The organism is Roseateles subflavus (genome assembly GCF_030285365.1).
In the GTDB taxonomy this organism is placed as follows: Bacteria; Pseudomonadota; Gammaproteobacteria; order Burkholderiales; family Burkholderiaceae_C; genus Roseateles_B; species Roseateles_B subflavus.
Genome location: NZ_JASVDS010000003.1, coordinates 433586 through 447176 on the forward strand (window position 1 = coordinate 433586; position 13591 = coordinate 447176).

General features: G+C 68.3%; 14 protein-coding genes. 11 read left to right on the forward strand and 3 right to left on the reverse strand.

Annotated elements, in window-relative coordinates; translation table 11 throughout:
- Window positions 1–77 precede the first annotated feature (77 nt).
- Window positions 78–821 (reverse strand): 2,3-diphosphoglycerate-dependent phosphoglycerate mutase, encoded by a 744-nt coding sequence (gene gpmA, locus QRD43_RS12905; protein WP_285982880.1) that lies wholly within the window; start codon window positions 819–821, stop codon window positions 78–80.
- Between the two features lie 217 nt (window positions 822–1038).
- Between gpmA and QRD43_RS12910 the strand changes: the two genes are divergently transcribed.
- The 8 genes from QRD43_RS12910 (at window position 1039) to QRD43_RS12945 (ending at window position 8040) form a co-directional block, all read left to right on the forward strand.
- The gene (locus QRD43_RS12910; protein WP_285982881.1) at window positions 1039–2268 is read left to right on the forward strand and encodes a porin; all 1230 of its coding nucleotides are present in this window, start codon (window positions 1039–1041) and stop codon (window positions 2266–2268) included.
- 10 nt (window positions 2269–2278) lie between these two features.
- The gene (locus QRD43_RS12915) at window positions 2279–2713 is read left to right on the forward strand and encodes a type 2 periplasmic-binding domain-containing protein (protein WP_342399039.1); all 435 of its coding nucleotides are present in this window, start codon (window positions 2279–2281) and stop codon (window positions 2711–2713) included.
- A gap of 63 nt (window positions 2714–2776) precedes the next feature.
- Window positions 2777–4291, forward strand: coding sequence for a methyl-accepting chemotaxis protein (locus QRD43_RS12920; RefSeq protein WP_285982882.1), 1515 nt, complete (start codon window positions 2777–2779; stop codon window positions 4289–4291).
- Window positions 4292–4438: 147 nt separating this feature from the next.
- Window positions 4439–4843, forward strand: a complete 405-nt coding sequence (locus QRD43_RS12925) for a rhodanese-like domain-containing protein (protein WP_285982883.1) — start codon at window positions 4439–4441, stop codon at window positions 4841–4843.
- Window positions 4844–4889: 46 nt separating this feature from the next.
- Window positions 4890–5153, forward strand: a complete 264-nt coding sequence (gene grxC, locus QRD43_RS12930) for a glutaredoxin 3 (protein ID WP_285982884.1) — start codon at window positions 4890–4892, stop codon at window positions 5151–5153.
- A gap of 201 nt (window positions 5154–5354) precedes the next feature.
- Window positions 5355–5819, forward strand: coding sequence for a protein-export chaperone SecB (gene secB / locus QRD43_RS12935; protein ID WP_285982885.1), 465 nt, complete (start codon window positions 5355–5357; stop codon window positions 5817–5819).
- Window positions 5820–6010: 191 nt separating this feature from the next.
- The gene (locus QRD43_RS12940; protein ID WP_285982886.1) at window positions 6011–7027 is read left to right on the forward strand and encodes an NAD(P)H-dependent glycerol-3-phosphate dehydrogenase; all 1017 of its coding nucleotides are present in this window, start codon (window positions 6011–6013) and stop codon (window positions 7025–7027) included.
- 23 nt (window positions 7028–7050) lie between these two features.
- Complete coding sequence (locus QRD43_RS12945) at window positions 7051–8040, forward strand: Bug family tripartite tricarboxylate transporter substrate binding protein (protein WP_285982887.1); 990 nt, start codon at window positions 7051–7053, stop codon at window positions 8038–8040.
- 48 nt (window positions 8041–8088) lie between these two features.
- On the opposite strand, the gene trmL is transcribed toward QRD43_RS12945, so the two are convergent.
- Together trmL and QRD43_RS12955 are read right to left on the reverse strand one after the other, a co-directional pair.
- Entirely contained in the window at window positions 8089–8559 is a 471-nt protein-coding gene (gene trmL / locus QRD43_RS12950; protein WP_285982888.1) for a tRNA (uridine(34)/cytosine(34)/5-carboxymethylaminomethyluridine(34)-2'-O)-methyltransferase TrmL, read from the reverse strand.
- A gap of 38 nt (window positions 8560–8597) precedes the next feature.
- Window positions 8598–9338 (reverse strand): ComF family protein, encoded by a 741-nt coding sequence (locus tag QRD43_RS12955; RefSeq protein ID WP_285982889.1) that lies wholly within the window; start codon window positions 9336–9338, stop codon window positions 8598–8600.
- 20 nt (window positions 9339–9358) lie between these two features.
- Here QRD43_RS12955 and QRD43_RS12960 point away from each other — a divergent pair, with 20 nt between their 5' ends.
- The 3 genes from QRD43_RS12960 (at window position 9359) to ctaD (ending at window position 13589) form a co-directional block, all read left to right on the forward strand.
- A complete protein-coding gene (locus QRD43_RS12960; protein WP_285982890.1) occupies window positions 9359–10252 on the forward strand; it encodes a class I SAM-dependent methyltransferase in 894 nt (297 codons plus the stop codon).
- 473 nt (window positions 10253–10725) lie between these two features.
- Window positions 10726–11919: a cytochrome c oxidase subunit II gene (gene coxB, locus QRD43_RS12965; RefSeq protein ID WP_434063873.1), complete on the forward strand. Its 1194-nt coding sequence runs from the start codon at window positions 10726–10728 to the stop codon at window positions 11917–11919.
- 32 nt (window positions 11920–11951) lie between these two features.
- A complete protein-coding gene (gene ctaD / locus QRD43_RS12970; RefSeq protein ID WP_285982891.1) occupies window positions 11952–13589 on the forward strand; it encodes a cytochrome c oxidase subunit I in 1638 nt (545 codons plus the stop codon).
- Window positions 13590–13591 lie beyond the last annotated feature (2 nt).

A 13591-nucleotide genomic window follows, 5' to 3' on the forward strand; every position in this document is an offset into this window, starting at 1 on the left:
GGCCACGGACAAGAAAAAAGGCGAGCAGTTCACTCGCCTTTGCTTGTCAGAGCGGCCTCGCAAGGCGCATGGGAGGGTCAGGCCTTGCCTTGGCTGGCCACGGCCGCTGCGGCCTTGGCTGCGGCCTCGGCGTCACCAAGGTAATAGCTCTTGATGGGCTTGAGATCGGCGTCCAGTTCGTACACGAGCGGAATGCCGTTGGGGATGTTCACGCCCACGATGGCGTCGTCGGCGATGCCGTCGAGGTACTTCACGAGGGCGCGGATGCTGTTGCCGTGTGCCGCAATCACCACACGCTTGCCGGCCTTGATGGCGGGTGCGATGCTGTCATTCCAGACGGGCAGCACCCGTGCGACCGTGTCCTTCAGGCATTCGGTGAGGGGAACGTCCTCGGGCTTGAGCCGGGCGTAGCGCACGTCACCGCGCTCGCTGCGGGGGTCCTGGGCCTCCAGCGGCGGCGGCGGGGTGTCGTAGCTGCGGCGCCAGACCAGGACCTGCTCGTCCCCATACTGCTTGGCCATGTCGGCCTTGTTGAGACCCTGCAGGGCGCCGTAGTGGCGCTCGTTGAGACGCCAACTGTGGACTACAGGCAACCAAGTTCGATCCATCTGATCCAGACAATGCCAAAGCGTCCAAACTGCACGCTTGAGCATGGACGTGTAAGCCACATCGAAGTCCAGCCCGGCATCCTTGATGAGTCGACCGGCCTGCTTGGCCTGCTCCACACCCGTGGCGGTCAGGTCAACGTCGGTCCAACCGGTGAAGCGGTTTTCCAGATTCCAGGTGGATTCACCATGGCGGATGAGAACGAGCTTGTACATGGGCGATTCGGTTCCTTGAGAGGGCGGCAGGCAGGATGCCTGCCGGCGCGAGGCCTGCGCAGCGAGCTGCGGCGTGGCCCGGATTCTATCGAGCGTGGTCTGGATCGGGACTTTCCTAAAGAACGCGGCAGCCTTGCCGAAAGCAACGGACATGCATGATGCGGCCCGTTCTTTGCTGGACGGGCCGCCTTTTTATTTCAAACCAAAGGAGACCTAGATGATGGTTCTGAAATCACTTCGGCTGGCGCCGTTGGCGCTGGGCGTGCTGGCCCTGTCGGCGCAGGCGCAGTCGGACACCGCTTCCATGTTCACCTTCTCCGGCTTCGGCACGGTGGGCATGGTCAAGACGAGTACCGACGAGGCGGATTTCGTGATCTCCGGCCAGCCGAGCGGCGCCACCAAGAAGTGGAGCGGCGACGTGGACACCAAGCTCGGCGTCCAGGTGGGGGCCAAGTTCAATGACATGTTCTCGGCCACCGTGCAGGTGCTGAGCAAGCACAACGGCGACGGCAACTACAAGCCGGGCATCGAGTGGGCCTTCGCCAAGGCGCAGTTCAGCCCCTCGCTGAGCATGCGCGTCGGCCGCATGGGCGGCCCGTTCTTCGCCGTGTCCGACTTCCGTGATGTGGGCTATGCCAACACCTGGCTGCGCCCGCCCCAGGACGTGTACGGCCAGGTGCCGGTGAGCCAGATGGACGGCGCCGACATCAGCTACCAGGGCGCGCTGGGGGGCAGCACGGTCAACCTGCAGTTCTACGCGGGCAAGTCCGACGCCGTCTTCGAAGGCGTGGACGTGCACATGAAGAGCATGGCCGGCTTCAACGCCACGGCCGAGCTCGACGGCGGCTTCACGCTGCGCCTGGGGCATGTCCAGGGCAAGCTCACCGTGGACAGCGTCTCGCTGGCCGGCCTCGTGACGCTGCTGCATGCCACGCCCTTCGGCGCGGTGGGCGACCAGCTCTCGGCCGTCGACAAGAAGGCCACCTTCACCGGCATCGGGGTGAGCTGGGACCAGGGCGACTGGCTGGCCAACGCCGAGTACACGATGCGTCGCACGGAAAGCTACGTGCCGGACACCGACGGCTGGTACGCCACGCTGGGTCACCGCTTCGGCAAGTTCACGCCCTACGTGACGGTCTCCGAGCTCAAGCAGAAGGACAGCAACGTCAACAACGTGATCCCTGCCGGCGTCAAGATCCCGTCGCCGCCGGCCCCGTTCCCCATCGCCGACCTGAAGGCCGTCGTCGACAAGACGCTGTACGACCAGAGCAACCAGCAGAAGTCGGTGGCCCTGGGTCTGCGCTGGGACGCCTACCGCAACGTCGCGGTGAAGGCCCAGTACGAGCGCATCACGCCCACCGGCCCGGGCCTGTTCACGAACCCGCAGGCGAGCTTCGGGTCCAGCAAGGTCAACGTCTACAGCGTGTCTGTGGACTTCGTTTTCTGAGGAGGCCCACATGCGTCTGATGCATCGTTTCGTCTCTCGTGCGCTGTGCCTGGCTGCCCTGCTGATGGCGGGTGCCGCCCAGGCGCAGGTCGCCGTGGTCGTGAACCCCAAAAGCGCCGCCGCCAACATGACGGCCGAACAGGTGGCCAACATCTTCCTGGGCAAGAGCAATGCACTGCCCAGCGGTGCGGCCGCCGCCCCCGTGGACCAGCCGGAAAGCGCGGCCATCCGCGAGACCTTCTACACCAAGGTCACCGGCAAGAACAGCGCACAGGTCAAGGCGGCCTGGTCGCGTCTGGTCTTCTCCGGCAAGGCCACGCCGCCCAAGGAAGTGGGCAGTTCTGCCGAGGTGAAGAAGTTCGTGGCGGGCAACCCCGACGCCATCGGATACATCGAGAAGTCTGCCGTTGACGGCAGCGTCAAGGTCGTCCTGACCGTCGATTGAGTCGGTGAAGAAGAAAGCCGGGCGGGGCGAGACCCGCCGTGCCCGGCGACCAAGGAGTTGGACATGAATGTCAAAACCCGGATCTGGCTGCTGCCAGTGCTGGCGGCTGTGATCTTCGCGATCGGGATCGCCGTCGTGCTGGCCTTCTCGGCGCGAACATCCGGCGCCATCAAGGCCATCGGCAGCGTGCATGCGCCGTACCTCGATGCCACCAACCAGTTCGCCTCGCAGCTCGAGGCCCTGGGCGCGACCATCCAGAGCGCGGTGGCCGAGGGCGAGAAGAAGCGCCTGGACGAGGCCAACGAGCGCGCGGGCGCGATGCGCAAGACGCTGGCCACCATCAAGGCCATCGAAGGCCGTTCGGAGACGGCCGGCAAGCTGTCGTCCAGCTTCGAGAACTACTACACCGCGGCGTCCGACACGGCGCAGCTCTTCCTGGGCATGAAGCAGGGCGACCAGGCCGGCGCCATTCCCAAGATGCAGGCCGCGCTGAAGGACCTGGAAGGCGTGCTGGCCAAGGCGCGCACGGAGGCCCGGCAGAGCTTCGACAGCGGGCTGGATGCCGCGAGCTCCGGCGTGTCGTCGAGCCTCACCGCCATCATGGTGAGCGGGCTCGTCGTGGTGCTGTGCCTGGGCGCCGGCTCGTTCTTCGTGATCGGCAGCGTCTGGCGCCAGCTGGGCGGTGAGCCCGAGTACGCGCGTGACGTCATGCGCCAGATGGCCGAGGGCGACCTGTCCCAGGACATCGTCGTGAGCCCGGGCGCGGACGCGAGCCTGCTGGCCGCGGTGCGCGACATGTCCAGCGGCCTGGCGTCGATCGTGGCCAATGTGCGCACGGGCACGGACTCCATGACCGTGGCCTCCCGCGAGATCGCCGTGGGCAACCACGACCTCTCGGTGCGGACGGAGAAGCAGGCGACGTCGCTCGAGCAGACCTCCTCCAACATGCAGACGCTCACCGAGACGGTGCGCCAGAGCGCCGATGCGGCCGCGCAGGCGAACCAGCTCGCGGGCTCGGCGGCGGCCGTGGCCCAGAAGGGCGGCGAGGTGGTCAACCAGGTGGTCACCACCATGGACGAGATCAACGCCAGCTCCAAGAAGATCAACGACATCATCGGGGTGATCGACGGCATCGCCTTCCAGACCAACATCCTGGCGCTGAACGCGGCCGTCGAGGCGGCGCGTGCGGGCGAGCAGGGGCGTGGGTTCGCGGTGGTGGCGGGCGAGGTGCGCTCGCTGGCCCAGCGCAGTGCCGAGGCCGCCAAGGAGATCAAGGCGCTGATCGGCGCGAGCGTCGACAAGGTGGAGTCCGGCAGCCGCCTGGTGCAGGATGCGGGCGCGACCATGAGCGAGATCGTGGCCAGCGTGCAGCGCGTCTCGGACATCATCGGCGAGATCACCGCGGCGTCCAGCGAGCAGAGCCAGGGCATCACGCAGGTGAACCAGTCCGTCACGCAGCTGGATCAGATGACGCAGCAGAACGCCGCGCTCGTCGAGCAGGCCGCGGCTGCGGCCAGCAGCCTCGAGCAGCAGGCGCGATCGCTGCAGACGGCCGTGTCGACGTTCAAGCTCGGCTGAGCCCCGCGCTCGACGTGCCCCCCACGGCGCCTTCGGGCGCCGTTTTTCATGGACTCGTCCGTCCTGCGCAGGGTGTGCGGCGCTGTCGGCGCCGAGGCCCCGGGCGCCTTTCTATAATCCGCCACCCCTTCCCATTGAGGCCCCGAATTGAAATTCCTGATCGACAACTGGTATCTGGTCCTGGCGGCCCTGGTCTCTGGCGGCCTGCTCCTGCGCGGCGCCCTGCAGGGCGGCGGCGCCGGCCAAGTCAACACGAACGAGGCGGTGCGCCTGGTCAATCGCGAGAAGGGCCTGCTGATCGACGTCTGCGAGCCCGCCGAGTACGCCGCGGGCCATGCCAGCGGTGCGCGCAACATCCCGCTTGGCACACTCGAGGCGAGCAAGGACCTGCCGTCCAACAAGACCCTGCCTCTCGTGCTGGTGTGCCAGAGCGGCGCACGTGCCAGCCGCGCCGCTGGCATCCTTCGCAAGGCGGGGCATGCCAATGTGCAGGTGCTCGCCGGTGGGATGAAGGCCTGGCGCGAGGCCAATCTGCCCATCGAGAAGGCCTGAGGGCCGTCCCGTCGGTCGCGCGTAGAGAGTGAATGAGAGTCCGGCCATGAGCCTTGTGAAGATGTACACCACCCAGGTCTGCCCCTACTGCGTGCGGGCCAAGACCCTGCTGAAGCAGCGCGGCGTCGAGCAGATCGAGGAGATCCGCGTGGACCTCGATCCCGCGCAGCGCGAGGCCATGATGACCCTCACGGGTCGCCGCACGGTGCCCCAGATCTTCATCGGCGACACCCACGTCGGTGGTTGCGACGACCTCATGGCCCTCGACCAGCGCGGCGGCCTGATGCCGCTGCTGCAGCAAAGCGCCTGACACCGCTCCGGCCCGTGACGGGCCGCAGGCGCGGTGCCTCCAGGCCGGCGGCCGCCTGCCGCTCTGGCGTGGGGTCATCTTGCGCCAATTCAAGGGCGGGCAAGTCCGCTCCCGGACGCCGCCGCGGGGTGGGTGATAATCCGCCCCGTCTGCTTGGCGGCGGTATGTTTGCCGGGCATCTACCCACACCACGAGATCACCATGTCCGACGAGCAACTGACCCCTGTGTTCAACATCCAGCGCATGTACCTGAAGGACCTGTCGCTGGAGCAGCCGAATTCCCCGCTGATCCTGACCGAGCAGGGTCAGCCGCAGGTCGACATCAACCTGACCCTGGCTGCCGATCCGGTCGCCGAAGGCATGTTCGAAGTCGCCGTGACCGCGACCGTGACCACCAAGCTGGCCGCGGACCGCACCCTGTTCCTGATCGAGGCCAAGCAGGCCGGCATCTTCGAGATCCGCAACCTGCCGCCGGAGCAGATGGAAGGCATCCTGGGCATCGTGTGCCCGCAGATGATCTACCCCTACCTGCGCGCCGTCGTGTCCGACATCTGCACCCGCGCCGGCTTCCCGCCCGTGCTGCTGACGGAAGTGAACTTCCAGGCCATGTTCGAGGCTCGCCAACAGGCCCAGGCCGAACAGCCGGCCGCCGAAGCCCTGAACTGAGCGACCCTGGCATGATCGGGCCTGCGGGTCCGGGCCGCGCTCCGACAAGGGGCGGGCCGCATGCCTGAAGCGCATCCGGGGGCTGCGCCCCGAGCACGCCACCGCGAGGTGGCGTCGTCGTTTCAGGCGCTCCCTCTTGTGTCGAACGAAACCAGAACCCGGGGCCTCGCGTCCCCGAATCCGGCAACGCCATGAAGATCAGCATTTTGGGAGCCGGTGCCTGGGGCACCGCACTGGCCATCCAGGCCGCCGCGCGGCATGACGCGCTGCTGTGGGCCCGTGACGAGGCCCAGGTGCAGGACATGCGGGCCAGCCGCAGCAACGAGCGCTACCTGCCCGGTGCGCCCCTGCCCGCGGCACTGCAGCTCGACAGCCGGCTGGACGTGGCGCTCTCGCATGCCCGCGACGGGCTCCTCATCATCGCTACGCCGATGGCGGCGCTGCGCGGCATGCTGCAGCAGATGCCCCGGGGCGCCCGCGTCATGTGGCTGTGCAAGGGCTTCGAGGCGGGGACCGGACTGCTGGGCCACGAGATCGCCCGCGAGGTGCGGCCCGATCTGCAGGTCGGCATTCTCTCGGGTCCGAGCTTCGCGCAGGAGGTGGCGGCCGGTCAGCCGACGGCCCTGGTGTCCGCCAGCGAGGATGACGCCCTGGCGCAGCTGGGTGTGCAGGCCTTCCATGGGGAGCGTCTGCGCGTCTACAGCGCGAATGATCCCGTGGGGGTCGAGGTCGGCGGTGCCGTCAAGAACGTCATGGCGATCGCGGTGGGCATCGCCGATGGCCTGCGCCAGCAGGCGGAAGCCGCCGGACGGCCGGAGCAGGCGCCGGGTCTGAATGCCCGCGCCGCCCTGATCACGCGCGGCCTGGCCGAGATGCTGCGCCTGGGACTGGCCCTGGGCGCCCGCACCGAGACCTTCATGGGGCTGTCCGGCATGGGCGATCTGGTGCTGACGGCCACGGGGGATCTCTCCCGCAATCGCCGCGTGGGCCTGCTGCTCGCGCAGGACCTGGCCCTCGACGACATCCTGCACCGCCTGGGGCACGTGGCGGAGGGCGTCTACAGCGCCCCGACGGTGCTGGCCCGCGCCCGCGCCAAGGGCGTGGACATGCCCATCACCGAGGCTGTCGTCGCCGTGCTCGAGGGCCGGCTGAGCCCGCGCGCTGGCGTGGACCTGCTCATGGGCCGCCAGGCGCGGGCCGAGCACTGACGCACGCGCAGAGGGAGCCCGCCATGCCGGATCGTCGCGACGCGTTGTGGCAGCTCGCGGGGCAGCTCGCGGGGCTGCTCGCGGTCCCGCTGCCAGGCCTGGCGGCGACGCCAGCGTGGCCTCAGCGCCCGCTCAAGCTCATCGTGCCGTTCCCGCCGGGCAGCTCGCCGGACCTGATCGGGCGTGCGCTGGCCGACGGGCTGCGGCCCCAGCTCGGGCAGGCGGTGGTGGTCGAGAACAAGCCGGGCGCCGGCGGCCTCATCGGCACGGGCCTTGCCGCCCATGCGGCACCCGACGGCTACACCTGGCTGCTGACCATCCAGGGCCCTCTGACGACCGCCGACCTGCTCAGCCGCAAGCCCGGCTACGACGCCAGGAAAGACCTGACCCCCGTCAGCCTGATCGCTTCGTCGCCCAACGTGCTGCTGGTGTCACCCAGCCTCGGCGTCAGCACCCTGCCGGCCTTTCTCGAGTGGCTGCGCGCGCAGCGCGTGGGCCCGAACTATGGCTCGGTCGGCCCGGGCAGTGCCTCGCACCTCGCGATGGAGGACTTGGCCGCGCGCGCCGGGGTGTCGCTGAACCATGTGCCCTATGCCGGCTTTCCGCAGGTGCTGCAGGCGCTGCTGGCCGGCGAGATCCAGGCGGCGTTCATGGTGCCGGGCATGGCTCTGGGCGCATGGAAGGCGGGGCGGGTGCGCGCGCTGGGCCTCAGCGGCAGCGTGCGCAACACCAGCTGGCCCGAGCTGCCGACCTTGGCGGAGCAGGGGCTGAAGGACTTCGAGGCCCTGTCCTGGCAGGGCCTGCTCGCGCCGGCCGGCACGCCGGCACCCCTGGTGGACCGCATGGCGGCGCTCGTGAGTGCGCTGGTACGTGGCCCGGCCTTCCGCGAGCGCCTGCTGGCCCAGCATTTCAATGCCATCGGCTCCGCGCCCGAGGGGCTGCGCCGCCAGATGCAGGAAGACCGCGAGCGCTGGGGCCGGGTGATCCAGCGGCTGCGGCTCAAGCCGGAATAGCGCAGGGGGCGGCCCGGCGCGGCGGGCCCGCCGGGTGACGCCGGCGAATCAGGCGCCGCCGTCGTAGCCGTGCTGACGCCAGGCGTCGAAGACGGCCACCGCCACCGCATTGCTGAGATTCAGGCTGCGCTGGGCCGGCCGCATGGGCAGGCGCACGCGCTGCGCCGCAGGAAAGCTGTCCCGCAGCTCGGGCGGGAGGCCCGCGGTCTCCGAGCCGAAGACCAGCCAGTCCCCCGGCTGCCAGCGCTGCTCGGCCAGCGTGTGGCTGCCGCGTGTCGTGAAGGCAAACAGCCGGTCGGCGGCAGGCTGCTCGGCGGCGAGAAAGGCGGCCCAGTCGGCGTGCCTCTTGAGGCGCGTGTACTCGTGGTAGTCCAGCCCGGCGCGCTGCAGCAGGCGGTCCTCCATCGAGAAGCCCAGGGGCTCGATCAGATGCAGCTCGCAGCCGGTATTGGCGGCCAGGCGGATCACGTTGCCCGTGTTGGGCGGGATTTCGGGGTGGACCAGGACGATGCGGAACATGTGCGCAGTCTAGGGCCTGCGTGGCCGGCGGCGCGCCGTCAGGTGGCCCGCATCAGCACCCAGGCCCGGACCTCGCGCGCGCCGGCCCGCTTGAGCGTGCGCGCCACCTCGTCGAGGGTGGCGCCGGTGGTCATGACGTCGTCGACCACCGTGATGCAGGCGCCGCGTGCCCGTGCCGCCTGGCCGGGCGACAGCAGAAAGGCGCCCTGCACCTCGCGCCGGCGCTGCGCGGCGTCGAGGCGGGACTGCACCGGTCCCGGCAGGCGCCGCAACAGGCGCGGCGCGTAGGGGAGGCCCAGCGGGCCGGCGAGGCGCCGGGCGAGCTCGTGGCTCTGGTTGTAGCCGCGTTCGGCCATGCGTTCCCGGGAGAGTGGCACGCAGCACAGCAGGTCGGGGCGCGTGGCGGGGGACGACAGGTCCAGCATCAGCTCGGCAAGCGGACGCGCCAGCTGCGGGCGGGCGTTGAACTTGAAGTCGAGGAGCAGACGGTCCCAGGGGTGGGCATAGTCGAGCGCGGCCAGGCAGTGGTCGAGGGCGGGCGGCTGGCGCCGGCAGCGCGCGCAGCGCAGGCTGGCAGCCGCCCGCAGGGGCAGGGCGCAGGTCTCGCAGCGGGCCGCCCGGTCGCGATCTGCCGCCTGACGGGCGGTGCCGATGCAGGCCTCGCACAGCCGCGTCCGGCTCCCCTGGCGGCACAGCAGACACTGGCCGCCGAGCGCGCCCAGGAGCGCCAGGGACGCGGCCATCAGGCCTTTGCTGCGGGTCCGGGCGGGGGTGGGCATGGCTCAATATACTGACGCCGATGAACGATTCCGCGCGCTCCGTCCCCCATCAGGTTGATGCCCTGGCCTTGCAGCACCAGCTCAGCCGTCTGGCCCGGCGGGATGCAGCGCCCTGGCTCCATGCCGAGGTGGCGCGCCGCATGGCGGAGCGCCTGGACTTCATCAAGCTCAAGCCGTCGGACTACCTGGACTGGGCGCCCGGCCTCGGGGACAGCCAGGCGGCGCTGGCGGCGGCCTACCCCGAGGCGCGTGCCTGGTGGCTGGAGCCCACGCCGGCCCTGCGTGAGCGCGCGGCCGCCCGGCTGCACCAGCCCTGGTGGAAGAAGATGCTCGGCGGCGCCCGGCCGCAGTTGGCGCAGGGGGGGGAGCCGGTGCAGATGCTGTGGGCCAACATGGCCCTGCATGCCGCGCCGGACAAGCCCGACCTGCTCAAGACCTGGCACCAGCTGCTGGCGGTGGACGGCTTCCTGATGTTCTCCTGCCTGGGGCCGGACAGCTTCGTGGAGCTGGTGCGCCTGTATGAGGCCGAGGGCTGGGGCCGCCCGCTGCCGGCCTGGGTCGACATGCACGACCTGGGCGACATGATGGTGGAGGCCGGCTTCGCGGATCCGGTGATGGACCAGGAGCGCCTGCGCCTCACCTGGGCGGACCCGGCCAAGCTGCTGGCCGACCTCCATGCCCTGGGCGGCAATGTGGCGCCGGGGCGCTTCGCGGGGCTGCGGACGCCCCGCTGGCGGGATCGCCTGCTGGTCGCGCTGGACGGGATGCGGGGGCCGGATGGCCTGATTGCCCTCAGCGTGGAGCTGGTCTACGGCCACGCCTTCAAGCCCGTGCCGCGACCGCGGATGAGCGGCGAGACCCGCGTCAGCCTGGACGACATGCGCAGCATGGTGCGCCGCCCGGGCAAGGACTGACCCCGCGCCCGCCGCCTGAGCGGCTCAAAGACGGCCCTGTCTACAGGGTAAACAGGCAGGTGTATGCGACGTACAAAGACCACATGGCCTCAGGGTGCCTGGGCTAAAATCCCGCGGTTTTCTGAGGCCAAATCCCTTTCATCCTAGGGTATTTACGGTGCCTTGGCTTTGCGTCAGGTCAACAGGTGAGGCTATTTGAATCAGGTGCTGGCGGCTGCGGCTGCGACACCTGCGTCAGGCTGGTGCAGTGGCAGTCTTTTGCACCCGCCAATGCCTGATGAGCTGAGGCCGGGTGCGGGGTCAGGACTTGCCAGGGGCGGGGTCTCGGAAGCTGTAGGTTTGTCGAGCCGGCTCTGCCGTGTCGCGCTGCATGGCATGACATGGGGGCTGGCGGGAAGGACGCAAGGGCGGATGTGCGGACCTCAGGGGCGCGCGTCGGCTTGTCGGATCGATTGGAGACAGAAGTGACGACCATGAAGATGATGAACGCAGCTGTGCGTCAGCTGGGGCGGGCCTGCAGCCGCTACAGCCTGGCGCTGGGCGCGACGCTGGCCACCCATGCCGCACTGGCGAACCCCGTCAAGGACCTGCCGGGCGGCCCTGCCGTCAACCAGCTGAACCTGCACCCGCCGGTCACCAAGATCGCCAGCGAGCAGATGTGGCTTCACAACATGATGCTGGTGCTGTGCCTGGCCATCTTCGTGGCGGTCTTCGGGGTGATGTTCTATTCCATCATCAAGCACCGCAAGTCCAAGGGCGCCGTGCCCGCGAACTTCCATGAGAGCGTCAAGGTCGAGATCGCCTGGACCGTCGTGCCCTTCATCATCGTGATCCTGATGGCCCTGCCGGCCACCAAGGTCGTCGTCGCGATGAAGGACACCACCAACGCCGACCTGACCGTCAAGGCCACCGGCTATCAGTGGAAGTGGGGCTACGACTACATCAAGGGCGAGGGCGAGGGCATCGGCTTCCTGTCCACCCTGGACGTGAACCAGCGCAACGCCTCCGACTCCGGCAAGCCCGAAGCCGTCGACGACTACCTGCTGCGCGTGGACAACCCGCTGGTGGTGCCCGTCGGCAAGAAGGTGCGCATCATCACCACCGCCAACGACGTCATCCACGCCTGGATGGTGCCGGCCTTCGGCGTCAAGCAGGATGCCATTCCCGGCTTCGTGCGGGACACCTGGTTCAAGGCCGAGAAGACCGGCGACTTCTACGGCCAGTGCGCCGAGCTGTGCGGCAAGGAACACGCCTACATGCCCATCCACGTGAAGGTGCTGTCCGCCGAGGACTACTCCAAGTGGGTCGACGGCAAGAAGAAGGAAATGGCCGCCAAGGCGGACGATCCCGCCAAGGTCTGGAAGCAGGAAGAGCTGATCGCCCGCGGCGAGAAGGTCTACAACGCCAACTGCGCCGCCTGCCACAAGGCCGACGGCAAGGGCGCCGGCCCCATCAAGGCCCTGGACGGCTCGCCCGTGGTGCTCTCCGACAAGCATGAAGACCAGGTGCAGGTGCTGCTCAACGGCCGCCTGGACAAGGGCATGCCCGCCTGGAAGCAGCTGAGCGACACCGAGATCGCCGCCGTCATCACCTACACCAAGAACAGCTGGTCCAACAAGACCGGCCAGCTCGTGCAGCCGGCCGAGATCGTGGCCGCGCGCAAGTGATGGTTTGAACGTCAAGGAACAGAGGAATCAACATGAGTGCAGTGCTTGACCCCCACGGTCATGACGTTCATGCCCACGGGCACGATCACCACGACGACCACCATGCGCCCACCGGCTGGCGCCGCTGGGTGTTTGCCACCAACCACAAGGACATCGGGACGCTGTACCTGCTGTTCGCCTTCACGATGCTGATGATCGGCGGCGTGCTGGCCCTGTGCATCCGCGCCGAGCTGTTCCAGCCCGGCCTGCAGTTCTTCAATCCCGAGCTGTTCAACCAGTTCACGACCATGCACGGTCTGATCATGGTGTTCGGCGCGATCATGCCGGCCTTCGTGGGCTTCGCGAACTGGATGATCCCGCTGCAGATCGGCGCCTCGGACATGGCCTTCGCGCGGATGAACAACTTCAGCTTCTGGCTGATGATCCCCGCCGCGCTCATGCTGGTCGCGTCCTTCTTCATGCCCGGCGGCGCCCCCGCGGCCGGCTGGACGCTGTACGCGCCGCTGACGCTGCAGATGGGCCCCTCCATGGATGCCGGCATCTTCGCGATGCACATCCTGGGCGCCTCGTCCATCATGGGCTCGATCAACATCATCGTGACCATCCTGAACATGCGCGCGCCCGGCATGACGCTGATGAAGATGCCCATGTTCGCCTGGACCTGGCTCATCACGGCCTACCTGCTGATCGCCGTGATGCCCGTGCTGGCCGGCGCCATCACCATGACGCTGACGGACCGCCACTTCGGCACCAGCTTCTTCAGCGCCGCTGGTGGTGGTGACCCCATCATGTACCAGCACATCTTCTGGTTCTTCGGTCACCCCGAGGTCTACATCATGATCCTGCCGGCCTTCGGCATCGTGAGCCAGATCGTGCCGGCCTTCGCCCGCAAGCGCCTGTTCGGCTACGCCTCCATGGTGTACGCCACGGCCTCCATCGCCATCCTGTCCTTCATCGTGTGGGCCCACCACATGTTCGCGACGGGCATGCCGGTGACGGGCCAGCTGTTCTTCATGTACGCCACGATGCTGATCGCCGTGCCGACGGGCGTGAAGATCTTCAACTGGCTGGCCACCATGTGGCGTGGCTCGATGACCTTCGAGACCCCGATGCTGTGGGCCGTGGGCTTCATCTTCGTGTTCACGATGGGCGGCTTCACCGGCCTGATCTGCGCCATGGCGCCGATCGACATCCAGATCCAGGACACCTACTACGTCGTCGCCCACTTCCACTACGTGCTGGTGGCCGGCTCGCTGTACGCCCTGTTCGCCGGCGTGTACTACTGGGGCCCGAAGTGGTCCGGCGTGATGATCTCGGAGACGCGCGGCAAGATCCACTTCTGGGGCTCGCTGATCTTCTTCAACATCACCTTCTTCCCGATGCACTTCCTGGGTCTGGCCGGCATGCCCCGTCGCTACGCCGACTACCCGATGCAGTTCGCCGACTTCAACATGGTCGCGTCCATCGGTGCCTTCGGCTTCGGTCTGATGCAGGTCTACTTCTTCTTCGCCGTCGCCGTCCCCATGATGCGCGGCAAGGGCGAGAAGGCCCCGCAGAAGCCCTGGGAAGCCGCTGAAGGCCTGGAGTGGGAAGTGCCGTCGCCGGCCCCGTTCCACACCTTCGAGACGCCGCCCAAGCTGGACGCCACCGCCACCAAGGTGATCGGCTGAAG

What these genes read in the sequence shown, in the direction of transcription:
- QRD43_RS12955 (WP_285982889.1), bottom strand. Translation starts at nt 9,338, where the DNA reads ATGCCCACCCCCGCCCGGACCCGCAGCAAAGGCCTGATGGCCGCGTCC.
- secB (WP_285982885.1), top strand. Translation starts at nt 5,355, where the DNA reads ATGTCCGACGAGCAACTGACCCCTGTGTTCAACATCCAGCGCATGTAC.
- QRD43_RS12945 (WP_285982887.1), top strand. Translation starts at nt 7,051, where the DNA reads ATGCCGGATCGTCGCGACGCGTTGTGGCAGCTCGCGGGGCAGCTCGCG.
- coxB (WP_434063873.1), top strand. Translation starts at nt 10,726, where the DNA reads ATGAAGATGATGAACGCAGCTGTGCGTCAGCTGGGGCGGGCCTGCAGC.
- ctaD (WP_285982891.1), top strand. Translation starts at nt 11,952, where the DNA reads ATGAGTGCAGTGCTTGACCCCCACGGTCATGACGTTCATGCCCACGGG.
- gpmA (WP_285982880.1), bottom strand. Translation starts at nt 821, where the DNA reads ATGTACAAGCTCGTTCTCATCCGCCATGGTGAATCCACCTGGAATCTG.
- trmL (WP_285982888.1), bottom strand. Translation starts at nt 8,559, where the DNA reads ATGTTCCGCATCGTCCTGGTCCACCCCGAAATCCCGCCCAACACGGGC.
- grxC (WP_285982884.1), top strand. Translation starts at nt 4,890, where the DNA reads ATGAGCCTTGTGAAGATGTACACCACCCAGGTCTGCCCCTACTGCGTG.
- QRD43_RS12940 (WP_285982886.1), top strand. Translation starts at nt 6,011, where the DNA reads ATGAAGATCAGCATTTTGGGAGCCGGTGCCTGGGGCACCGCACTGGCC.
- QRD43_RS12910 (WP_285982881.1), top strand. Translation starts at nt 1,039, where the DNA reads ATGATGGTTCTGAAATCACTTCGGCTGGCGCCGTTGGCGCTGGGCGTG.
- QRD43_RS12915 (WP_342399039.1), top strand. Translation starts at nt 2,279, where the DNA reads ATGCGTCTGATGCATCGTTTCGTCTCTCGTGCGCTGTGCCTGGCTGCC.
- QRD43_RS12960 (WP_285982890.1), top strand. Translation starts at nt 9,359, where the DNA reads ATGAACGATTCCGCGCGCTCCGTCCCCCATCAGGTTGATGCCCTGGCC.
- QRD43_RS12920 (WP_285982882.1), top strand. Translation starts at nt 2,777, where the DNA reads ATGAATGTCAAAACCCGGATCTGGCTGCTGCCAGTGCTGGCGGCTGTG.